Annotated in this window: 18 protein-coding genes and 1 other RNA gene; 7 read left to right on the forward strand and 12 right to left on the reverse strand. The window is 57.4% G+C overall.

The window, feature by feature from the left end:
* Positions 1-234: 234 nt before the first annotated feature.
* Both NB063_RS08085 and NB063_RS08090 read right to left on the reverse strand, forming a co-directional pair.
* A complete protein-coding gene (locus tag NB063_RS08085) occupies positions 235-1,383 on the reverse strand; it encodes a DNA-binding transcriptional regulator (RefSeq protein WP_250928250.1) in 1,149 nt (382 codons plus the stop codon).
* A 99-nt stretch (positions 1,384-1,482) separates the two neighbouring features.
* Positions 1,483-1,743, reverse strand: coding sequence for a hypothetical protein (locus tag NB063_RS08090; RefSeq protein ID WP_250928251.1), 261 nt, complete (start codon positions 1,741-1,743; stop codon positions 1,483-1,485).
* Between the two features lie 257 nt (positions 1,744-2,000).
* On the opposite strand from NB063_RS08090, the gene NB063_RS08095 reads away from it, so the two are divergent.
* Positions 2,001-2,711 carry a tetratricopeptide repeat protein gene (locus NB063_RS08095; RefSeq protein ID WP_250928252.1) on the forward strand — a complete coding sequence of 237 codons (711 nt, stop codon included), beginning with the start codon at positions 2,001-2,003 and terminating at the stop codon, positions 2,709-2,711.
* A gap of 255 nt (positions 2,712-2,966) precedes the next feature.
* Positions 2,967-4,478 carry a sulfatase family protein gene (locus tag NB063_RS08100; protein WP_250928253.1) on the forward strand — a complete coding sequence of 504 codons (1,512 nt, stop codon included), beginning with the start codon at positions 2,967-2,969 and terminating at the stop codon, positions 4,476-4,478.
* A gap of 97 nt (positions 4,479-4,575) precedes the next feature.
* Here NB063_RS08100 and rpoN read toward each other — a convergent pair whose 3' ends face one another.
* The 5 genes from rpoN to ffs all read right to left on the reverse strand — a co-directional run bounded on the left by rpoN (position 4,576) and on the right by ffs (position 9,314).
* Positions 4,576-6,069, reverse strand: coding sequence for an RNA polymerase factor sigma-54 (rpoN, locus tag NB063_RS08105; protein WP_261367262.1), 1,494 nt, complete (start codon positions 6,067-6,069; stop codon positions 4,576-4,578).
* A gap of 140 nt (positions 6,070-6,209) precedes the next feature.
* On the reverse strand, positions 6,210-6,809 hold the full coding sequence (gene recR, locus NB063_RS08110) for a recombination mediator RecR (RefSeq protein ID WP_250928254.1): 600 nt from the start codon (positions 6,807-6,809) through the stop codon (positions 6,210-6,212).
* Complete coding sequence (locus tag NB063_RS08115; RefSeq protein WP_250928255.1) at positions 6,806-7,192, reverse strand: YbaB/EbfC family nucleoid-associated protein; 387 nt, start codon at positions 7,190-7,192, stop codon at positions 6,806-6,808. The genes recR and NB063_RS08115 overlap by 4 nt, the downstream gene beginning before the upstream one ends.
* A gap of 39 nt (positions 7,193-7,231) precedes the next feature.
* A complete protein-coding gene (gene dnaX, locus NB063_RS08120; RefSeq protein WP_250928256.1) occupies positions 7,232-9,145 on the reverse strand; it encodes a DNA polymerase III subunit gamma/tau in 1,914 nt (637 codons plus the stop codon).
* 74 nt (positions 9,146-9,219) lie between these two features.
* An RNA gene (gene ffs, locus NB063_RS08125) (signal recognition particle sRNA small type) lies at positions 9,220-9,314 on the reverse strand.
* A 226-nt stretch (positions 9,315-9,540) separates the two neighbouring features.
* Between ffs and NB063_RS08130 the strand changes: the two genes are divergently transcribed.
* A complete protein-coding gene (locus NB063_RS08130) occupies positions 9,541-10,131 on the forward strand; it encodes a DUF2141 domain-containing protein (protein ID WP_250928257.1) in 591 nt (196 codons plus the stop codon).
* Positions 10,132-10,141: 10 nt separating this feature from the next.
* On the opposite strand, the gene NB063_RS08135 is transcribed toward NB063_RS08130, so the two are convergent.
* The 4 genes from NB063_RS08135 to NB063_RS08150 all read right to left on the reverse strand — a co-directional run bounded on the left by NB063_RS08135 (position 10,142) and on the right by NB063_RS08150 (position 15,428).
* Positions 10,142-11,608 (reverse strand): GumC domain-containing protein, encoded by a 1,467-nt coding sequence (locus NB063_RS08135; RefSeq protein ID WP_250928258.1) that lies wholly within the window; start codon positions 11,606-11,608, stop codon positions 10,142-10,144.
* A 707-nt stretch (positions 11,609-12,315) separates the two neighbouring features.
* Positions 12,316-13,491 carry a Gfo/Idh/MocA family protein gene (locus NB063_RS08140; RefSeq protein ID WP_250928259.1) on the reverse strand — a complete coding sequence of 392 codons (1,176 nt, stop codon included), beginning with the start codon at positions 13,489-13,491 and terminating at the stop codon, positions 12,316-12,318.
* 224 nt (positions 13,492-13,715) lie between these two features.
* Positions 13,716-14,603, reverse strand: coding sequence for a hypothetical protein (locus NB063_RS08145; protein WP_250928260.1), 888 nt, complete (start codon positions 14,601-14,603; stop codon positions 13,716-13,718).
* Between the two features lie 93 nt (positions 14,604-14,696).
* On the reverse strand, positions 14,697-15,428 hold the full coding sequence (locus NB063_RS08150; RefSeq protein WP_250928261.1) for an SDR family oxidoreductase: 732 nt from the start codon (positions 15,426-15,428) through the stop codon (positions 14,697-14,699).
* Positions 15,429-15,562: 134 nt separating this feature from the next.
* Between NB063_RS08150 and NB063_RS08155 the strand changes: the two genes are divergently transcribed.
* Positions 15,563-16,144: a glutathione peroxidase gene (locus tag NB063_RS08155; protein ID WP_456061988.1), complete on the forward strand. Its 582-nt coding sequence runs from the start codon at positions 15,563-15,565 to the stop codon at positions 16,142-16,144.
* Between the two features lie 8 nt (positions 16,145-16,152).
* On the opposite strand, the gene hemC is transcribed toward NB063_RS08155, so the two are convergent.
* Positions 16,153-17,127 (reverse strand): hydroxymethylbilane synthase, encoded by a 975-nt coding sequence (gene hemC / locus NB063_RS08160; protein ID WP_261367263.1) that lies wholly within the window; start codon positions 17,125-17,127, stop codon positions 16,153-16,155.
* Positions 17,128-17,436: 309 nt separating this feature from the next.
* Between hemC and NB063_RS08165 the strand changes: the two genes are divergently transcribed.
* From NB063_RS08165 to NB063_RS08175, 3 genes are all read left to right on the forward strand, one after another.
* Entirely contained in the window at positions 17,437-20,424 is a 2,988-nt protein-coding gene (locus NB063_RS08165) for a protein kinase domain-containing protein (protein WP_250928262.1), read from the forward strand.
* 297 nt (positions 20,425-20,721) lie between these two features.
* The gene (locus tag NB063_RS08170; RefSeq protein ID WP_250928263.1) at positions 20,722-21,249 is read left to right on the forward strand and encodes a hypothetical protein; all 528 of its coding nucleotides are present in this window, start codon (positions 20,722-20,724) and stop codon (positions 21,247-21,249) included.
* A gap of 798 nt (positions 21,250-22,047) precedes the next feature.
* Positions 22,048-22,902 carry a glycosyltransferase family 2 protein gene (locus tag NB063_RS08175; protein WP_250928264.1) on the forward strand — a complete coding sequence of 285 codons (855 nt, stop codon included), beginning with the start codon at positions 22,048-22,050 and terminating at the stop codon, positions 22,900-22,902.
* Positions 22,903-22,949 lie beyond the last annotated feature (47 nt).

A 22,949-nucleotide genomic window follows, 5' to 3' on the forward strand; every position in this document is an offset into this window, starting at 1 on the left:
CGATGCTGGTGGGGGAGCGGACGTGATGCCGAAGTGAGAAAATCCGCCCGCCAGTGGGTTCACCACGAGTGTTAGTGAACTGCAAAACGCGACGGTCCGGTTTTCCGGACATTCTGCCAGCAAATCGCGATAAAGAAAGTGGGCTCCGCTCCCGTCAGCTCACTGCCCGGCATGAGGCGTCCGCCTACCAACACCTCCGCCGAAGTCCGGCATGCTCGGCTAACGCGTCAGGCATCAACGACCGCGACGATAGCGTCCCGGTGGCATGTTCATGGCGCGGCGGAACGCAACGCTCATGTATTCTTCGTTCTGGTACCCGGTTCGCTGTGCGATCTCGGCCAACGTCAGCCCCGTTTCATTGAGTAACTGGCATACGCGACTGATCCGGCGACGAGTGATCTCCTGATGCAACGTCCGACCCACTCGAGCTTGAAAACGCGACTCGAGCGAGCGTCGCGAAACCGAAACGGCCGCCACGACATCCTGAACGTTGATCCCGTCGCAGTGATGATCGCGAATGAACCGAACCGCCACGGCAATGTCTTTGTCCTCGATCGCCAACACGTCGGTTGATTGACGCATCGCAATTCCCATCGGATCCACCAAAGTGCAGGCGTTTTCGAGTTCCTCGCCACGCATCAAACGATCGAGATTCTTCGCCGCTTCGTACCCAACCCGTTTTCCGGCCAAGATCACGCTCGAGAGTGACGGCGTGCACAAATCACACAGGACCTCGTCGTTGTTCACGCCGAGCACCGCGATCTGCTCGGGTACCCGAATCTTATTCGATCGACAAACGGTGAGTACTTGCTGCGCCTTCTCGTCGTTGACGGCAAACAATCCGATCGGCATTGGCAGCGAACGTAGCCAGCGGGCGAGACGGTTGCGCTGTTCGTCAGTCGAAGAATCACCTTCGGGCGATTCCTCGTGATCGAAACGATGGCATTTGAATCCCGCTTCTTCGACGCACTGAGCAAAGGCCGCCGAACGCAGTGTCGAGCATCGACTACCGGGTTCGCCGCAAAACGCGTACGACTCAAATCCGCACTGCCGGAGATGCTCAAACGCCATTTGGGCGACGCCTGACTCATTAATTTCCACGTATGGAACACGGGGCAAGTGCTCCGCGGCGTTCACAGCCACCGCGGGGATATCCAGGTTCTGAACCGTATTGGCAACCGATTCACTATCCGTCCTGGCGATAATTCCGTCGCCCTTCCACCTTGCCAACCAGTCCGGCGAACAAGCACCGATCTCATGTTCGGACAGGTAGATTGACCAAGTCTCGTTCTCATTCATGTACGAGGCAATGCCTTGCAACAACGAGCGCGTATACGAGTTGGAGTTTTCGACTAAGAGGGTGACAGCTTTGCTTTGATTCATGCCCCGAACCTATGCACGATGGGAAAAACCCAATGTTACCCATCACATTCGACTGCGGCTAGCCAGAATCCAACCCCCCGCAAGGCAGGGGGTTCATTTTTAAGCGCACAGCAGCGTGATACCTGCCTTTAAAGCTACCGCAACGAGCAGGAAAGCCCCCGCACAGCCGGTCTTAGAATTTACGAGAAAACTTTCCGGCGAAGACGCTTTCAATTCTCGCTCCAGATCTTCCACCGCGTTCTTGGCATCGAGCAAACTAGAGTGCTCCGCTGTCCGATAGACTTTAACCGCTTCCAGCTTCCGGCCCCTGAGGAGCAAGTCACGGATTTCCTCGAGAATTTCGGGCGATGGTTCGCTCATCGTTGACTCATCCGATTCAGGGACTGTGATCAGGAGCCGCCGATCTTAACACACCCATGAATGCTGGCGAACGACCGGTGTTCCCGGACAATGCGGTGCTTGCCTGGAATGCGGTGTTTTCCGGCAATGGATCGGGTAGCCTACATTTCCCTATCTCGCGCCTCGCTGATCGTGGACAACAAAAGCGGATGTACTGAACCGTGAAATACCACCTCGGCAATCCCGCATCAAATGACCTCAAAGCACGCAGAGTCGCCATGATTTTTCCCGCCCGTGTCTGTCTCGGCTTGGCGTTTCTCCTGTTGAGCCACGCTCTGTCCGGCATTTCTTGCTGGTCGAATGACCACACCCAACGTCGTCAGGCCGCGATCACGCGTGCCACCGCCATCGTCGACTCGCAAGGCGGTTCACCTACCGCATCAGCACTGACCGAACTCGGCGACGCATTGTTGCGGGGTGGTCGCTGCGCCGAAGCGGTTTCGAACTTCGAACGCGCCCTCGAGCTTGACCCTCAATTAGAACCCTATCTTTGGCAACACGGCATCGCGTTGTTCTTTGTCGGTCGCTATGACGACGCCCGAGCGTTATTTGAAAAACATCGGTTGGTGAACCCACACGATGTTGAAAACGCCGCTTGGCATTTCCTATGTGTCGCCAAGTCCAAAGACGTCGATCAAGCCCGAAAGATCCTCTTGCCCGCCCCCGGCGATTCGCGGGTACCGATGGAACAGGTGCTTGAGCGACTTCCGGGCGGCGACTTTCAAGACATTCGCACAGCGATCGATGAAACGAAGGGCACGACAGGGCACGCATCAGCCGCTTTCTACGGTGCCTTTTACATCGGGCTGATTGCGGACGCGGAAGGGGACCGTGAGACAGCCAAAACTCATCTCGACCGAGCCGCCTCCACCGACTTCACCTATTACATGGCGGACGTCGCCCGCGTCTACGCAAAGCACTTGCAGTAGCAGGCGAACAGCACGCATTCAGGTAGCGTCATCGGGCTTGTGCTAATATGTGCCTACGCACGTTCGCAGTGCGTCCCTCCCCATCCTCCCCACCTCGAAACAGATGCGGCGATCTTGATGACACAGCAACCGAACCGTCTCTTTCACCTTGGCACATTCTTCTTAGCAATCACGCTGCCCTGGTGTGCAACTCCGTTGTCTGCGACTGCCGCAAACGACTCCAAAGAATCCACGGCAACTCGTCCCCACATCGTCATGGCTTTTGCAGACGACTGGGGATGCTACGCCAGTGCTTATGCGGAACGTTTTCCTGGAGGCCCGTGCGAAGTGATTCGCACTCCAAACTTTGACAAAATTGCAAGCGATGGTGTGCTGTTTGCCAACACGTTCGTCAGTGCCCCGTCGTGCACACCGTGCCGCAGCTCGTTGTTATCAGGGCAACCTTTCTGGCGTTGCGAACGCGCGTCGATCCTGCAAGGTGCGATCTGGGATTTCAGCCTACCCGCCTACCCGCTGCTGCTCGAAGAATCGGGGTATCGCATCGGGCACACCTACAAGGTCTGGAGCCCCGGATCACCCGCTGATGCACCTCACGGCGGTAAACGAACCGCATTCGAATCAGCCGGACGGCGTTTCAACTCGTTCTCTCAAAACGCGATGAAGGCAAAAGACCATGAAGTGGGCAAACAACAATTATTGGCCGAGGTTCGCAACAATATCCGATCGTTCCTTGACCGAGATAACGATGGCAAACTCGATGGCGAAGGCCCGATCTGTTACTGGTTTGGTCCAACCAACACGCACCGCAAGTGGATCGCCGGAAGTGGAAAAACGCTCTGGGGAATCGAGCCTGACGATCTCAAAGGCAAACTTCCTTCGTACCTGCCCGACGTCCCCACCGTGCGTGAAGACTTCGCAGACTATCTCGGCGAGGCGATGGCGTTTGACGCAGCCCTCGGCGTACTCGATGAAGAACTCCGTCGGGTCGGTATCGCAGACGACACGCTGCTCGTGATCAGTGGCGACCACGGGATCCCCGGCGTCAGCCGCGGGAAGTGCAACCTGTATGATCTCGGAACCCGCGTTCCGATGGCGATCCGCTGGCCGCGGGGCATCCCGCATCCCGGCCGCTTGGTCGAGGACTTTGTCAGCTTGCCTAGCTTGGCAACGACATTCCTGTCGGTTGCCGACGTGAACATCCCTCAACAGATGATCGCAAAACCGATCGTCGACATTTTGGTTGATTCCCGCAGCGGCCAAATTGATCCATTGCGAGATGCCGCGTTCACGGGCCGCGAACGGCACGTCGCGCGAGCACGTGAAGACAACCTGCCGTACCCGCAGCGAGCGATTCAGACCAAAGATTGGCTGTACATCATCAACTTCGAGCCCGACCGAACGCCGATGGGCGATGGTCCTATTTTGCAACCGGACCGACTGATTCCCGGCGAAAACGAATTGACCAACAACACGTTCGCCGCCTACGCCGATTTGGACGCGAGTCCCACGAAGGCGCTCATCGTTCTCAACCGCGAGAAATATCCAGAGGCATTCGACGCCGCTGTTGGGCGTCGACCTCGAATCGAGCTTTATTATCTCGCAAACGATCCGGACTGCCGGACGAACTTGGCAAGCAACCCGGACTTCGAAGCCGACCGCACGCGTCTGCACCAGCGATTGATGAACGAACTCAAAACGACGGGCGATCCACGGGTTTCCGAAAACGTCATCTTCGAGCAAGGACCATTCATCGCGCCGGCAGGATGATTGGCGGTGTGTGGGCTATCGACACGAGGGGTCAAGAGCCGAGCGATTAGAGCCAACCGTGCGTTGCCGGTGAGAAACCGGGAACGCACCGAGGAACCTAGGAAGTCAACGTCCAATCGCGGCGTTGACGACTGCTCGGGATCCCCATTTTCTTGCGGTACTTCGTAACGGTACGCCGCGCCACGGTCATGCCGGCGTTACGAAGTTCGTCCACCAGAGCCTCATCGCTGAACGGTTTGCTCTTGTCTTCTTTGTCAATCAGTTCCTGCAATTTCAAACGGATGGTGTCCCAAGCGACGTCATCACCATCTTCGGTTTGCGTTCCGCCAACGAAGAAGCGACGAAGCGGCAAGATACCCCGTGGCGTTTGAATCCATTTGTCGTCGACCGCCCGGCTGACGGTCGTCACGTGCACGCCCACCTTGTCGGCGATCTGCTGCATCTTCAACGGCTCGATCGCTTCGGGCCCTTCGTCGAGGAATCGTTTTTGATGTTCGACGATCGCTTCGGCCACCTTGGTCAACGTCGAACGCCGTTGTTCGATGGAGTCGATCAACCACTGCGCGCCGTTGATTTTCTGTTTGATGAATTCGCGTTCTTCCGCGGTGCAATCGGAGGCTTGCAAACGTCGCCGGTAATACTCACTGATGAACAGATTAGGGACGCGATCGTCGTCCAACCGAACGCGATACTCACCCGATTCGTCTTGTTCGAGAATGATGTCGGGTGTGACGTTGGGGACGTAGGTTTCGAGGAACGCGGCACCCGGTTTTGGGTTGAGCAGGTGCAGGTCTTCCCGCAACTCTTGAATCTGTTCGATCGTAAAACCGGTCTTCTTCGAGATTTGCGGCAATCGGTTTTCAGCGAGGTCGTTGAGGTGAAAACGGATCAGCGTTTGCAACTCTTCGAAGTGGGGGTGCTTGGGATCGAGTTGCAAGATAAGACATTCGGCCAAATCTCGCGCCGCGATTCCGGTCGGTTCGAGTGACTGCACGACCCGTAGAGCCTCTTCGGCCTGGGCGAGATCCTCTTTGGTGTGTCCGGGCGGCAACATGTCCGCGATCGGGCTGCGCAAGTATCCGCCGTCCGACGCGTTCAGCGTGCTGATGATCCGCTCGGCAATCTGCTCGACCGTATCATCGATATCCAACTCGGCGAGCTGATGGAGCAGGAAATCGTTCAGCGACTCGGGACGTGACTGCGCATTGGCCATCATGTCGTGGCGGCGATCGGCCTCTTCGGACATCCGGTTAGCACTGCGGCGAAACGAGTCGTCGAACGTGCTCGACGAATCATCGTCCATGTTCAACAGACGTTCGAAATCGTCCTTGTTGTCATGGTCATTGTCGACAACCAGCTCTTTCTCGTTCTCGCTACGGGAATCCTTGCCGGGTGCATCGTCATCGGATTCCTCAGGGGACAGCGGATCGCCAACCACCTGCTCAAGCAACGGATTTTCGTTCATCTCCTGCTCGATCCGCTCCTGCAAGGCCAACGTGGGCATTTGCAGAATCTCCATCGATTGGATCATCCGAGGCGCCAGCTTTTGCACCTGGCTTTGTCGGGCGTGCAGCCCCACTGACATCCGCATGAGAGTTCAATTCTTCTAAAGAACGATTGGGTTAAAAGAGGTCCCGCTCATTCTACAGCGAATTCAGTGCCAATTAAAAGAATGAATCGTAATTTTTCTTCCACACGGCCCCCAAGAGAGCGGTTTTACCTAACAATCCCCTACAATTTTTGCCTTCCGGTGAGGGCATCGGCGATGATTTCTCGGTTCGCATATTCGAGGACACTTCCAGCCGTGATCCCCCTAGCCAAACGTGTGATCTCGACCGGAAACTCGCTCAATTGGTTCGACAAATACAAAGAGGTGCCATCCCCCTCTACGGTCGGGTTCGTGGCCATGATAATCTCGGTAAACGTGCCGGTTCGAACGCGTTCGACCAGCGAATCGATCGTCAATTGATCCGGCGTGATCCCGTCGAGCGGAGCGATTCTGCCTAACAAGACGTGGTACAGCCCTTTGTAGGCTCCTGAAGCCTCGAGGCTGAGCAAATCACGCGGCTGTTCAACGACGCACAATCGTGTCGCGTCGCGATTGGGATCCGAGCAGATTTGACAGAGTTCTTTTTCAGACAGGTTGTAGCAGTTGGCACAATATCGAACATCCGTCCGAACCCTGCGGATCGCGTCGGCCAAAGCCAGGGCTTCGTCTTCGCGAACCCGCAACAAGTGAAACGCCAACCGCTCGGCACTTTTTCGCCCAATGCCAGGTAATTGGCTCAGTCGATCGACGAGTTGCGAAACCGCACCGGCATGACTGCTCATCCGTTGCCGCCTGTCAAACTCGACAGCAGCCCGTCCATCCCGGGAATGTTCAGGTCGAGATCGTTGGCGAGTTGCCCGACCGCGCTCGCGTACAACTGTTTGGCTTCGGAACCGGCGGCGTTGGTGGCATATTGGATCGATTGGCCGAGTGCCGCGGGAGACGACTGATCGTCATCAAAAACCTGAGGATTGACATCAACCGACTGCACCTCGCCGACGCCGTTCATGGTGACGGTCACGTGGCCGCATGGCGAACTCGCGGAAACGCGCTCAGATTTCATGCGTTCATTGAGAGCCTGCATCTGTTGCGGCAAGTCTTGCAGCTTGCCGACCATTGATGCGATGTTGCCGAGATTGCCGAGGCCACCGAGTCCTTTGAACATTGGGTCGTCCTATCTAAAAGATAATGGGGAAAAAAGCGATCAGTTTCGTGGAGTATCGATGCGAACGATTTCGGCACCGAGCAATTCGACACATGCCCGCACCATGGGATTCGATTCGATTTCTCGCATCCGTTGCATTCGGTTTTTGGTCTTCGGTTTCGCGACCGCTTGAGCGACAACAGGTGCCTTGGTTCCCGTGGCGAAGGCGAGCGAGACCTGCCGCCCGGTCACACGCGTGGCCGTTCGGACAATCTCATCTTTATTGGTCGGCGAGCCACACCGGCTCATTGCCAACCCGGACGTTTCAGGAAACGTCAGTTCCACCACCCCGGGACTCGGAACCGCTACCCGCTCGGCCGCTTTGACGAGCGTGGCGGTGATCGGATCCATCTCATCGAGAATTTGCGGCCACACCGACTGGAGCTCGGCATCGGTGATCGGTGGCTTGCTACCCGCGACGGGTTCGGCCACCGCGGTGGATGCCGTTTGTTGTGCTGCGGGAGCGGCGACCGGTGCCGCGGGCGGAGTAACGGCGGGCGAGGCCGACGCAGGCGATGGCGTCGCATGCGAAGCCGCGTTTCCGTTTACCTCATGACCGGCCGAGGCATCCACGGCCGAGGCAACTGGAGTAGGAGAGACGGGCGGAGCAGGGGAGGCGGGTGCGTCCGCAGCGTTCGCGGAAGGTGCCGCGGTCACTGTTGCTGGGGCAGATCCCACTGGTGCTGCCGCGACGGGGCGAGCGACAGCTCTACTTACGATGTTTTTTTTTTCGCCGGACCCCGCTCCGGCCTCTTTCGCCGCCGACGTCAGATCCACGATCGCTTGCAAGTCCGGCAAGTGGCAAATCTGAATCAGCGTCGATTCGAGCAGCACCCGAGCGTGAACGCTGTGACGGATCCGAACGAGCGTTTCGTCGACGAGCCCGACGATCGCGAGGACAGTTTGCAGCCCCCAACTCCGCCCCAGCTCAACGAGTGACTCATGCATGGAGCCCGCTGCGTAACGCATCATCGACGCGTCACACCCGACGCTGACAGCCATCAGATCGCGGAAATATCCGAGCATCTGTTCGGTTAAACGGCCCGCATCCACTCCCGCGGCAACCGCTTCGTCAACCTGGGCGATCGCGGCGGCGGCATCGCGTGCCTGCATCGCTTGGGCGAGTCGATGCAATCGCTGATCGTCAGCCGTACCGAGCATCGCATGGACTTGATCGGCCGTCAGATGCCCGTCGCTGAAACTCAGCACTTGCTCGAGCAACGATTGACTATCCCGCATCGATCCTGCTGCGCGGCGGGCGAGCAACTCGAGTGCTTCCTCGTCAGCGGTATTGCTTTCCGCCTCTACGATTTCTCGCAGCCGCCCGACGATTTTACTACTCTCGACCGGCGCGAAATCGAACCGCTGACAGCGGCTCAGCACGGTGATCGGAATCTTCTCAGGGTCGGTCGTGCAGAAGATGAACTTCACATGCTCGGGCGGTTCCTCGAGCGTTTTAAGCAACGCGTTGAACGCCGCCCCGGTCAACATGTGGACTTCATCGATGATATAAATCTTGTACCGAGATCGACTCGGCCGGACACCGACGTTGGCTCGCAACGAACGAATTTCGTCGATACCGCGGTTGCTCGCACCGTCGATCTCGATCACATCGACGTCTTCCCCGGAATCAATCGCTTGGGCGATGTCGCTCTCGCTATCGGGGTGAGCGGTGGGGCCGCCCGGGTGGTTAAGCGCTTTGGCAAAGATTCTCGCCGTACTCGTCTTGCCGACCCCGCGGGCGCCGGTAAACAGATACGCGTGCCCGACGCGTGAGGTCTCGATGGCCCCCTGCAACGCTTTGGCGACGTGGTCCTGGCCCACCAGTTGGTCGAAATCGCGAGGGCGATATCGACGAGCCACAACGACATAGGACCCGTTTTCGGAGTCCTGCTCTCTAGCTGAATTGCCCATTTTTGTGGCGATCGTTAAACCTGATTCTGGCGAGAGGGGCCCCGTGGAGAGGAAGAAGAGGAAATTTCCCGCGTGGTGGAGGCGACCCTCACACAAAGCTACACCGCTTATGGCTGCTCCAGTTAAGGCCTGACCAGGTTCACGACTTGCAATCGCAAGGGCCGCCACCATCACACGGGAATGTTTTCCGTTCGCGGCCTAGTTTAGAACAACATCCCAGTTCACGGAAGACAAGGCAATCGGCTTACTTGAGAATCGTGAAGAGTGTTAAGATAAGATACAAATCGTTACCTAATCGCGTTTTTTTCGCTCGCAGCATCATCGGAGCATTTTTTGTGGATGAGGAACAAGGGCCAACCATCAGACCGACCGACACTGCAAAAGGGAGAATCTCAATGAGCCAGCGAGGAGATGTGTCCTGGAAAACCTACTCTGATCAATGGAAAGCCAACCACGGCACACTTCTGATGAGTTTTGCTGCGGGCGTCTTCCTGGTCGGCGTGGCCATTTTGGCGTATCAGCAGAATCGATTTCAACCTCCAGCGTTCCCGTCTGCCGACGCGATTAAACAAACCGCTGGGGTCGACGAAGTCGCAACGACCACTGTCTCAGCCGAAACTCCGAGTTTTCAATTACGCATCATCGGCGGCGCGGAAACCGCCGGGCAGATCAATGTGGCGATTTACTCAGCGGAGGAGAACTTCAACGATCCTGACGTTGCCGATTGGAAGCAATCCATTGCAGTCGACGAAACAGGCGCTGGCGAAGTCAACATTCCCGTCGAGGCGGTGGGAGAAAAGTTCGCGATCGCCGTTTATCAAGACGTGAACCTCAACGGCGAACTCGATCGCAACGCGTTGGGCATCCCGACCGAGCGATATGGATTCAGCAACGCCGCTCGTGGCACCGTCGGACCGCCCTCGTTTGAGCAAGCCTTGATCGATCGCCCACAGGTCGGCGACGGTCTCGAAATCAAGATCTGGTAGCGTCCCGTGATCACCGCCGGCGTCGTTCAACGCCCGTCGGTGGCACGCCTTCGGCAGGTCGTTGCCCCGGCGGATGATTGCCCGGATCGGTGCTACGGCGGCCGGTCAAGTAATCACCCAGGCGACGACCAAACGTCGGTCCAGTCGGACCAGGAGCAACCAAGAACACGGTACCTAGTCCGAAAACAAGTCCGGCAACCATGGAGCCGAGCGTTGTCATTGAACCCGACATGCCTTCGGGTGCGTCGCTAACCTGAGGCGGTCCGAGTTCGGAGAGCAAGTTCGTCGACAATGCTGCCGAACGACTCGCCTGAGCTTTGCTGAGCGCGTCTTCGGCGCGGGCGAGATGATCGGTCAACGCGCGGATTTCTGAATCGAGTTTGGAATAGCTGGTGCGGACGCCAGCCAACCGTGTGAGTTTGTCACTGAGGTCGGAATGTTGTTCACGCAACAGGCGAACGCGTTCGGTACTGAGCTTCAACGTGGGCTCCATCGCCCGCAGTGCTCCACGTGCCTCTGCGAGCATCAGGTGCTCGATTTCGCGCTCAGTCGTGATCGCGGCGCGACGCCTCGGATGTTCGGTGGTGTAAATGCTAGCCAATCGACTGGCTTCAATTTGGGCATCGATCAGTCCATCCTTGAGTCGCTGTAACGATGGCTGACTCGACAACAGTTCGTCGCCGCTGATCAACAGCGTGCGAGCGTTCTGCGAACCGGCCAGGAGGAGTTGATAGAGCGACTCGAGCCGACGCATTTCCAGTTCTGCCGTCTGGAGTTCACGTTCAATCTCGTGCATCGAACGACGGTTTGCCCCGTCACCCGAGATCGCGTCGTTGAGGTTCCGCAGTTCGCCGAGATCTGCTCCGACTTGCAGCTCGACATCACGCATGCGGGAAAGTGCGGAATCGAGTTTCTGCCGTGCGAGGTCACGGGCATGCGTCAGTTCGACGATCACGCTGTCGGCACGGATGCGGCGGACCTCTCGCAGGTGGGAAGTAAGATTATCAAGCAGCACGCGACAAAATTCGCCGGCTCTTTCTTGGGTCTCCGCCTCAACACTCAGGTAAACAACTTCGGTGTTGCCGAACTCGCGTCCCTGTGGTGCAACCACGTTGACGTATTCCTTGGCGATTTCGTCGACCTCTTTCGCCGACGGATACGACGGATCCATCCCGCCATCGACAGGCCCCAGTTGCCGCAGCGCCGCGCCGACGACCTCGGGATTCTGAGCCAATTCGAGAATGGTTTCCTGCGCAGCCTTCAGTTCGGTTTGGCTAGAGAATCGCCCCAATCGCTCGACGGCACCGTTGGCTTCGTCACGCAGCACCAACGGCTGACGGGCTGACCACCGATCGCTCGACAAAATGGCGATCCCCAGGCCACCAATCCCAAACAAAAATGCCGAGCCGACCCACAGCGGGGCAAAAAGGACAAGGATGTTACGCAGGTGTTTCCAAGGAATGGGTGCGGAAGACATGGCAGAGATCAGCAAATGGATGGAGTCGTTTCGTCACACAGAAAGACGAATCGCCCAAAACACGGCCCCCATCAAAGCGAAACAATCGCGGGACCGGCGTTCTGGTACGTCTGCAGAACACTAGGACGCAGTCGCGCACACGTCAGACAAGAACCTCCCCCAAGCCCAACCCTCGAGTGGTTGGCTCACGGTGGTAACGGTGATTCCGATTGCAACGAATTTGCGTCCGCAGACGATGGCACTGGCTGCATGCCACCGCATCGAATCAGGCGTCGAGCCCCACACCGTTAGACCACGTCAATCCGAACTCGGTGATGATGGAAACGACGCGACGGGTGCTCAATCGGATCGAAAACACCAACGACAAAAACGCTCCGAACAAGCAACCAAGCCCGTCCGGAGCCCATCCACGAATAGAACCCCTGTTCCCAAGCCGAACGAAGCAGCTAGGCAGGAATGATTGGGCAGAATCCTGCTGGCCGTTTGGACGCTAGCGTTAGCCGCTCAGTCCTTGCAAAGACGTGGAGATGGAGGCTTGGTAAGCACTGCGTCGATTCTTAGTCGCGATAGATTCGTCATGCGACAGCCTTGGACGCCAGTCCCGGGACGACATCGCCCCCGCGCAACCCAAGCCGCGAAGCACTGGCTCCAACATGGCGCACGATGCACCAATCGACAAATCTCCCAAAAGACTCCTGTGCAGCTGCCTACATGTCGACCCAAGCATTGTCCCGCTGGGAGCTCTTCACGGCGGCGGCAATGAATGCCATGCCAATGTAGCCGTCATCGATATTAGCGTACTTGCTGCCGTCACAATCGAATGGTTTCCCTTCGTTGTACAAGCGGACATCTTGCTCGAAACAGCGATGCAATCTTGCGAACGCGTCGTGGAACGCTTCGGGGTGGCCGGGTGGAATGTTCGGCTCGGCCATCAATTCCTCCGGCAGGTTTTTAAGGAACCCGTCGTTCGCCGAAACGGAACCGCGGAAGTAAGTACGATCGGGCTGATCTGGCAAACGAATCGTGAGTTCTTCTGGGAACTCCTGACGCCAAACCAACGAACCCTTCGTCCCGTTAATCTCAATCCCGAGATCATTCTTGTGCCCGATCGCGATCTGAGAAGCACGCACCAACCCTCGACCGCCGTTAGACAGTTCCACGTAGGTGGTGAAGTGATCATCGAGGCTGCGACCGCTCACGAACGTCTCGAGATGGGCTTGGACCCGTTTGACGTTCAAACCGGTGACGTAACGCAGTTGCATCAGGGCATGCGTACCGATGTCGCCGCCACACAGGCTGGCTCCCGATTTCTTCGGATCCACTCGCCATTCTGCTTGTACGTTTCCGGAATCTTCCGTCCGTGCGGCGAGCCAACCTTGCAAGTAATAGGAGTCGACCCAGCGGACATCGCCGAGCAAACCGCTCGTGACGATGAACCTCGCGAACCGGCTGGTCCAGTGCCCGAGGTAGGTGTGAGAAACCGCAAAGGGAACATTCTTTTCCTTGACCGCATCGACGAGTTGCTTGGCCTCGTCGATGTTGAGCGTCAATGGTTTCTCGCAGAAAACGGGAATGCCAGCTTGAACGCACTTGATCGCCGGATCGAAGTGGACGTGATTGGGCGTGACGATCAATGCATAATCAATTCGCTCGCCGAGCGGTTTGGCGGATTCCTGTTTGATCAAATCGTCGTAGCTGTCATAGCCCTTGATCGGATAGTCCCAGTTCGCCGCTTCCGACTGAGCGACCTCCGGATCGGGGTGCAACGCCGCGACCGTCACCCGGCGAGTCCCATCAAAATGAATGGCCCGTTGATGCGGTTGAACGATAAACGCTCCACCGCCGCCTCCGATCAAACCAACGTTGAGGGGTCGATTCGCCATGATCTCTGCTCACATCACTCAGGTTGCGTACTTGATAGTTCGAGCCGGCCCGGCCCGAGAAAGCCGGCGAGTATAAACGCGGTCGTTCTGCCCGAACACCCGATCAAGGGGAGCGAAAGAGACGCAATTTGTCGCATCCGCTCTGCCGCTGGCCCAAAAAGGCCGTTTTTTGATTTGGCCGCATCTCCGCCACGAGGGTCCGTGAGCGTGCCTCCAAGGAGTGCCTAAGCCGCTCGCTCGCTGAAATAATCGTCCCTCAACCTGACCTCGTCGCTTTGGTCATTACGACCATCTTCGTCGGACGCGTCATTCACGGCGCCAGCGTCAGCTTGGTTGGCAACATCCGTATGATCGATGTCGCTGCTTGGTTCTTCGCCGCTTTGTTTTTCGTCGTCCTCCTGCTCACCCACACTCGATTCGGGTTCGGCGTGCGGCGTTTGGTGATCCGTTTGGCTGGGGGTGGATTCGACGTCAACGTCGGCGCTAACGTCCTCGGCCGCCGTGCCCCCAGTTTCTGGGTTGTCGCTGTCGGCAGAGGTGTCGTCGTCGGCCTCGTCAATCTCTTCCTCCCGCGCCGCAACGTCTCGTTCCAACCGAGCCTGTTCGGCGGCAAATTCGAGGCCCCACGGTTCCGCCACTTCCAATTTGCGGATTTCCGTCAGCAACAATTTGGAGGCGTGGAGGCGGCCGGTGTGCCGGTAGATCGCCGACAACAGCAGCAACGCGGGCGGATCCCGCGGTTCGATCGCGAGGTTCTCGTTGAGCAATTGCTCAGCCTGTTCGTAATCCGCCCGCAAAAACGCGATTTGGGCTTCGGGAAAACGATCGGGTTCTTCGCTGGCTTGCAAAGGCGTCAGCAGCAGCGGCAATTCGCGGATCGACCGAATCGTCAGGACCAGCCACGCGGCGGCGACGACCCAGCACGCCAACAGCACGAGCCCGCCCGAAAGCCAGTCCGAATAGATAAATTTAGCGACCAACAGCGCGTTCACGATTGCAGCAAATGCGACCGCTGCGGGTAAAGCCGAGAAACGACCTCGCCACCATAATTCAGCCATCCCCGGCCAGAGGCAGGTGAGATAGTGTTTCGGTTGGATCGAGACCTCTTCCATCCTGCGAGTGGTAGCGTTTCACAACGTCCGAAAGCAAGAGAACCTAGGCAATTTCGGAGTTCCGGGGGCACGCCCCTCAAGACCTGATCAAAACTACACCCATTCTTGGGTAGTCGGCTTGATGACAATTTCCGGCACACAGGCCCGTGCGGGCAATTGGCAGATCGTCAGTACCACACCAGCGATATCATCGGGCTGGAGGATCGATTCGCGGTGTTCGTCAGAAACCGGGACGGGGCGGCGATCGAGAATCGGCGTGTTAACTTCGCCCGGATATACGTTCGTGATTCGCACGCCCTCATGGCGAACCTCATTGGCGACAGCCGTTCCCATCGCGGTCATCGCAAATTTGCTGGCACAGTACACGATCCCGCCCAAACTGATCGCGCGTTTGCCGGCGACCGACGAGATATTGATAACCAGACCGTCGCGTCGGTCGCGCATCGCGGGCAGCACCTCACGCAAACAGCGGTACGCACCGGTGGCATTGATCCGCAGCACTTGGTCCCATTCATCCGGATCCATTTCGGCCATCGTCCTTTTGGCGATGTTGATCCCGGCACTATTGACCAGAATGTCGACCGTACCGACGTTCTCCCGGATGTCTTTAAAAAACGCCTCGATGCTGGCGTTGTCCGCCACATCGATCGTGTGGGTACGGATCGGATGTGGCGAGTCGACTGCGGAGGCGAGTTTCTCGAGCGGCTCGCTGCGACGCCCGCCGATGGTCACTTTCGCGCCCGCTACCGCCAAAACGCGAGCGATTCCGGCTCCGATTCCTGTTCCGCCACCTGTAATCGCAACGACTTTTCCGTCCAAATTCATCTCGATGATCCTCTTTCCTAATCGCAGCAAAAACGGTGGGGAAGCTCTCGCCTTGCGGCATGGCACTGGCTGACCCACTATCATACCGAGAGTTCCCTCTTAGCCCCAGTTCGTCCCCCCATGGAAACTATCTGATGACCCGAATCTTTTTGCTTTCACTCGCACTCGGATGTTTGATGACCGCTCCCGCTTCCGCTGATGACGCCTCTTCCAATGAACACACCTGTTCCCTGAACTTCACCGCCGAAACCATCGACGGCGAAACGGTGGACCTCCACGACTACGAAGGCAAAGTGGTCCTGATCGTGAACGTAGCCAGCAAATGCGGCTACACCAAACAGTACGCGGGCCTGCAAGATTTGTATGAAAAGTACAAAGACAAAGGCTTGGTGATTCTCGGCTTTCCGAGCAACGAGTTCCGTGGCCAAGAACCGGGAACGAATGCCGAGATCAAAGAGTTTTGCACCAGCAAATTTGGCGTCACGTTTCCGATGATGAGCAAGGTCGAGGTCAACACACCGGAAGCCTGCGCTCTCTACAAACACCTGACCAGCCAAGACGCCAAACCGCTGGGCAAAGGTCCGGTAGCCTGGAATTTTGAAAAGTTCCTGATTGGACGCGACGGCCAAGTCGTTAACCGGTTCGGTTCCAAAACCAAACCTTCGGACGAGGAATTGATCACCGCGATCGAAGCACAGCTTTCGAGCAAGGGCTAACCTGACGGCTAACGGGCCGACGCGATCAATTCACTCGCGCCAGCGGCGCGAAGCGTTTCGGCGACCGTTTTCCCTAACAGTTGTGCAGCGGTGACATTCGTTGCCGCCGAGGCCGGAGCGAGCGTGCACTGCGCTCGCTCTTCGAGGCGACGGGTTCCATCGGTTGACATGACGACCGCAATCAACGTCAGTTCATCGGCCCCGTCGCGATTCGATTTCGTAACGATGGCATGAGCGGCGATCGGTGCAAGGCAACCACCGTGCAATTCTGCCAGCACCGTCCGTTCGGCGATGACGGCCAACCGGGTCGCTGAATCATCGAGATAACCGAGTGTCTGCCGGGCAAACGCGTCATCGCTGCGGACTTCGATCCCCAGCGCGCCCTGGCCGGGTGCGGGCAGCATTTCCTCGAGCGAGAACTGCACCCGGGGCAGGTCGTGCATTTCCAACCGGACCACACCGGCTTCCGCCAAAACGATGGCGTCGAATTCGCCCCCTCGCAACTTCGACAAACGCGTTTGCACGTTGCCACGGATCGGCAGAATTTCCAAATCAGCACGCAGCGATTTTAATTGGGCCATCCGGCGAGTGCTTCCGGTTCCGATCTTGGCGCCAGGGGGAAGACTCGCCAGCGTGATCCCATTCTCGGAAACGAGGCTGTCGAAAACCGTCTCTCGCGGTGGAACGGCAGCGAGTTCGAACCGCTCGTCAAACTGCGTCGGCAGGTCTTTGAGCGAATGCACCGCCACGTCGGCCTCGTCATCGACGAGTGCCTGCTGAATCCGCTTTGTGAACAACCCGACTTGGCGAGTCCCATCAATCGGACGCAAATCGGTGTCCCCAACGCTCACTAACGGCACGAGCTTGGTTTCGAAGCCGTGTTCGGCCAAACGCGACGCAACGTAACGCGCCTGCCACATCGCCAACGGGCTCTCGCGGGTAGCGATTCGTAACAATCGTGACGAATCAGCGGGTACCGACATCTCGGGTGTGCGTTCAGGATGGGTAGGCGGTGTTGCGTTCAAGGGGGGGTGCCGTCGACAAAATTAGAGTAAATTACAAGCGTCACAATCGCATCAGGGCATCCAATCCGAATGGTCGGAATAACAAGAAGGAACCCAATACACGGTCTCACCACCAGAGCAACTGGGACGATTGGCGGAAGTGCGCGACCCGATGCCGGACGCGCTAGTCTATCTTAGAGGATTGTTCTCAGGGGGCAGTTTAGGGGGACGCTGCCGCCGCTGAAACCTGACACCACTGAACTCTCTTTTTTTCGGATTGCCAACGACGTGTCTTCCTCTTCCAGTGCTGACGATTCGCCGTCTCCCGAATACGACTCGGGCGAGTTCGCCTCGAGCGATTGGGCACCGCCGATTTCGCACCATTCGTCGTCCGGCGGTGCAACGGGTTCAGCGAGAGGACATCTTGGTGCCCGCGACGAAGAGGGCCTCCAGCGTTCGATTGACTACACGCAGGCACCGTGCCAAGACGAGAATTCGATCTCGATCGAACTCGATGACGACGAGCCAGATGAATCAGGTCCGCTGCCCGAGGTGATCGGCGGCTACCGCGTCGGCACCCGCCTGGGACGCGGAGGGATGGGCGAAGTCTTCCAGGCGGAGCACCGCTCGATGGGACGCACCGTGGCGTTGAAAATCCTACCGGCAAAACTGCTGGGCAGGAGCGGATCGATCGAACGCTTTCACGAAGAAATTCGCGCCGCTTCCCGATTAATGCACCCCAACATTGTGACCGCGTTCGACGCGGGGCAATCCGAAGGGATCCATTTCCTTGCGATGGAATTCGTCGATGGCAAAACGCTGTCGCAGATTGTTGCCGAAGAAGGCCCACTCTCCATCGGTGACGCAACCTCGGCGGTCCGCCAGGCCGCCTTTGCCCTGCACCATGCACACGCCGCCGGCATCATCCACCGTGACGTCAAACCCGGCAACTTGATGCGGTCCAAGGAAGGCACGATCAAACTGCTCGACCTCGGACTGGCACGGTTCGCTCGCAACTGGCACAACGCCAACGAATCCAAACTCGGCAACAGCAAGATCGGCATCATCGATCCGAAACAGCTCGCCAGCCCACCACCTCAACCGCACAACAACGGTTCACCCGGCTCACCCCAAACACACGAGTCGCTGCACCCCCTCAGCTCCCCAAGACGCTCGCTGCTGGGCACGCTCGCGTTCATCTCACCGGAACAACTGGAGGATCCCGAGTCAGCCGATGCCCGCAGTGACCAGTACTCGCTCGGAGCCACCCTGTTTTATTTGCTCGTCGGGCATCCCCCGTTTCCGGGCGAAATGATCGACCAAATCTATGGTCATCGTCATGGCGAAATCCCTGACCTGATGACCTACCGACAAGATGTCGACTTAACGCTCGCAAACATCGTCAACCGCATGCTCGCCAAGTCGCCTGCGCAGCGATACGCATCGATGGACGAAGTCGCGCGAGCCATGTCACCCTACGACAACGACCGCTCGACGCCGGCTTGGGTATTGGATTTCGCCGAACGAAAGGTTGATGAAGAACGCTCGACCGCTAACGAAGTCAGCAGGAGCACACGAGCGACGCGAAACAAAATATTGAGCGTGCTCGGCATCGACATGGGACTCACCCATGCCGCGACCGCCGTCGGGCTCCCCGACGGAAACATCCAAAACGGCTGGCCTTCACTGACGAGCGGTCGCCCCCAACCACTCTTTCGCATGGCCGTCGCCGAACGCCCAGCGACGTCGAATACGCCGGGTGGCGAAGTCCTTTTCGGGCAAGCGGCGTACGAACTGCGGAAAGACTACCCGCATCTCGTGTCGCATTGCCAAACGATGTACTTCGGTCGCCATGAAATGCTGCGACGCGTCGCCGGACGCATGTGCCCGCCGCTTGTGGCAGCGGCCCTATGCCTGCGGCGGCTCGTGGGCAACACACTCATGAACCACTGCACCGCTCAGAAAAGCACACCACCACCTGTCCCTGGCTCGCATGACTCCGGTTCATCCGATGGTTCCATAGACAGCGTTCTCGGTGCGACGTGGCAACGCCACGAGAGCTGGCCCGACGCGGTCGCGATCACCGTCCCAGGTTGTTACGACCAGCTGCACCGGAGATCCGTTTACACCGCCGCGAGAATCGCCGGATTGCCCTCGGTGCGCCTCATCGACCGGGGAGTCGCGATCGCGCAATTCGCCTTGAGAAGCGATCAAGGCGATGCTGAAAAGCAGTCCGACCAACCACCGCGAACGAGCGCCGACGAGGGTCCCGAAACGATCCTGTACGTCGGGTTGACCGGCCAAGCGCTCGACGTTTCGGTGATCCGGCGTCGCGGCCGAAAAATCGAACAGATTGCATCCGCCGGACACTGGCAACAGAACGCCACGACTTGGTCGAGCCGGTTGGTCGAGATGATCCAATCGCGTCTCGTCCATCGCCCAAGACGTCGCTCCAACCCGAACGCCAACCGCAGCTGGCTGCTGCACGCGGCGAAGGTACAGATCGCGGGCGAACGGGCGATGAATTCGCTGCTCCTGCTCCCTGAAACCAGCGTTGAAATTCAGCACGACGGTAAAACCGAAACGGTCCAACTTTCACGTGCGAAGTGGCTGGAATCCTGCGAAGTATTAATGACCTCAATCGAACAGTGCATCGCACTGGCTTGCTCCCGCGCCGAGATCTCAGCTGAGAACATCAGCCGCTGCTTCGTGCTCAGCCCGATCTTGCGACTGCCGCCGATTCGACAACGCGTGTTCGCATCCCTCGGTAAGAACACGTCGATCGAATTCTTTGACTATCCCGACGCAGCCATCGGCGCCGCCGCATGTCTAATGTCCGAACTACCAGGACATCGCAGTGGAGTCCTTCCCGCACAGTGCAGCGCCTCCCACTCCGTCGGATTCGTCGTCTCCGAAGCCACCGGCAAACGCAAGATCCTTCCGATCATTACGCGCGGCACGCCGACACCGTCTCGCACCAATCGCCAACTCGGAGGCACTGCCAAAGATGAAGCGTTAACTCTCGCCTTGGTGGAGTCTTCAGGGCTCCAAGACGAAGCTTGGCACACGCTCGGCCGACACCGCATTGCCGTCGATGCGTCTGAGCAATCACCGACCCGCAAGATCGGTTTTGAAGTCGATATCAATGGTCTGCTCTCGGTGCATTTGGAACGCCCCGATCTCGGTCGAACCGTCCGCCTCCCCTCGTTACCTGAACTCGACGTGAGCCTCGACCAGTGGGAAGACTGGCGAGAATGGGTGGAAGATCAGGCCTAGATAAAACGTACCGCTGCAGCGTTTTGTCAAAACCTAACGCTCGTAACGATCAGGCCGATATTTGTCTCCCCATTTCTAACGGTTTAAGTTGTTTTCGCTCAATTCTCGTTTGATCGCCTCAAGTCATTGGATAGCCTAGGTGGGTCAACGGAAGCACGTCATGCGACGTGAAATCCGGGTGGCAGAAAACCAAAATGGAGTGTGGGGAACGTTCCCCGAATCACATTGCCACGCATGTGACCTGTTTCAATTGGGAAGGTGAAGGTAACGATGGATATGAGTGAGACGAGTCGACCCATGATCGATGAAGTGGATCTGATGATCGACAACGCTCGGCTACGAGACGAGCTAGAGCCATATCGAGATGATTCGATTGACGATCCAACGACACGGCACATGCCATTGCCGGTGGAGAACGAATACCTCGCATCCATCTTGGCCTGGGAACGGGCTCCGGCATTGCCGATCCGAGATTGGTTCAACCCGCCGCTGCAAATCCCGGCGCCGGAATCCCTCGATGACGAATCGCTGTCGAACACTTTGGTTCGCACGATCGCACAATTGAAGTCTCAGCGCATCGTGCTGTCATGCACTGACCACCTCAGCGACCGTGAACTGTACCGAGTGATCTATCGCGACATCTTACCGTGCTGCGAGAAAAAGGTTGCCGTCGAAGGCAATGAACTCGAGTGGCGTTGCGTTGACGACAACGAAACTTGGTTGACGTACTATGCCGACGCGGTGGAACGTCGCAGGTTCCAAGAAGAGCACCAGATCGATCTACCAAAGGCAAGAAAGCCTCGTTACCGCCGCGACGTCCGCTAAGCCGCACGACACACAAGAACCGGCCATCGGCCCGATCACCTTCATCTACCGCGAAGATGGTGATGAAGTAAAAAAAGCGAACCAGCTCCACATCCTGCGTCGCTGAGTTCGCTTTGTTGATTCTTCAGCCAATATCCGACGCACGTCTTCCTTGAAACGCGTCAGGCCTGAAGCCTGCCGGCAAATGAATTTGCCGGACTGAGTTCTGCGACGAAACTCATCAGGTTACCAACATAAAAACAGGGGAGTGACGATCCGTGTCCCGAGATTTAAAACTCGGTGGTGGCGTCCATCTGATTACCATCTCCCGTTGACCCGTTCACAATCATTGTGACGTACCAATAGACAACGCGATCCTGCGTCGGCCGATGATTCAGATTTTAGCGAGTTGAGGCCCACAGGCACTGTCGCTGGAAAGAACTTGGTGTGATCTCACACCCGTTTTGGATCGATGCTCTTCGGTCTGAGTTAACTATGCACATAGCGTTCGTTACTCTATCAAGATGCATCGTTCACACTCCGTATGGAAAAGCCAGGCGTCAGAAAAGTTCAACCAAGTATCGCGATCAATGTAAGCAGTGATCGCCTTCGGTCTTTGCGTCGCCTGTGTTGTTGAAGCCTCGAAGAATTTGTCTTCACCGCTCTTGAATGTCAACAACAAACTAGGTCTTTGTTACACGGAAAAGTTTTTTCGATGCATTTGAGCTTGGAAAAAACGGTATCTTAGCGCGAAGTTTTTTTTGTGCAAAACTCGTCTGAAACCGATCGCTCTTGGCTTGCACGCGACACAGGATCACCATGAATGACAACCCTGATTTAGACCCAACATCGCAACCAAACCCGAGCATCATTTTGAGCAGTGGGATACGGTGGTTCGACGATGACTATGTCGCGGAGATGGAACAGTTTCTTGGACCGAATGCTTGTCGCAGGCTTGCCATCTTCGCGCTTCCAAAGGGCTTCGTGCTCAGTGTGATCGTCCCCGTCTACAACGAGTGCGATACGGTCGCAGAGGTAATCACGCGACTGCGACAAACTGGCCTACCACTGCAAATCATCTTGGTCGACGACGGCTCCCATGATGGTTCTTCCGAAGTCCTCGTTGCCTGTAGCGCCGAGGACGATGTGATGCTCATCCGGCATGAACATAACCGCGGCAAGGGGGCCGCGATTCGCAGCGGCATCGCGGCCGCAACGGGCGACGTCATCGTCATCCAAGACGCGGATAGCGAATATGATCCCGATGACCTTCGAGGTCTTCTCCAACCCATCATCGAAGGCTCAGCCGACGTCGTCTACGGCACCCGGTATGGGCACTGCGATCGACAGGTCTCGCCCTGGTGGCATCAAGCCGTCAATGGACTCATCACGACGCTCGCAAACATCGCCATCGGACCACGTCTCAGCGATGTCGAAACCTGCTACAAGATGTCGACCCGCGAAGACTTCCAACGCATTCTTCCCGCCTTGAAAGAAGATCGCTTCGGCATTGAGATCGAATTGACTGCACGGTGGGCACGTCTTGGCCTGCGATTCACCGAGCGGCCGATTCGGTACCAACATCGTTGGTACGATGAAGGCAAAAAGATCACTTGGAAGGATGGCGTTTCCGCTCTGTTCTGCATCGCCAAATACGGCCTCTTTCGCCGTTAAGCAGGTACATAGAGGTGATTCGGTATCACGACAATTCCGCTGATCGT

The sequence above is a fragment of the Aporhodopirellula aestuarii genome (assembly GCF_023701485.1).
GTDB lineage: Bacteria > Planctomycetota > Planctomycetia > Pirellulales > Pirellulaceae > Rhodopirellula > Rhodopirellula aestuarii.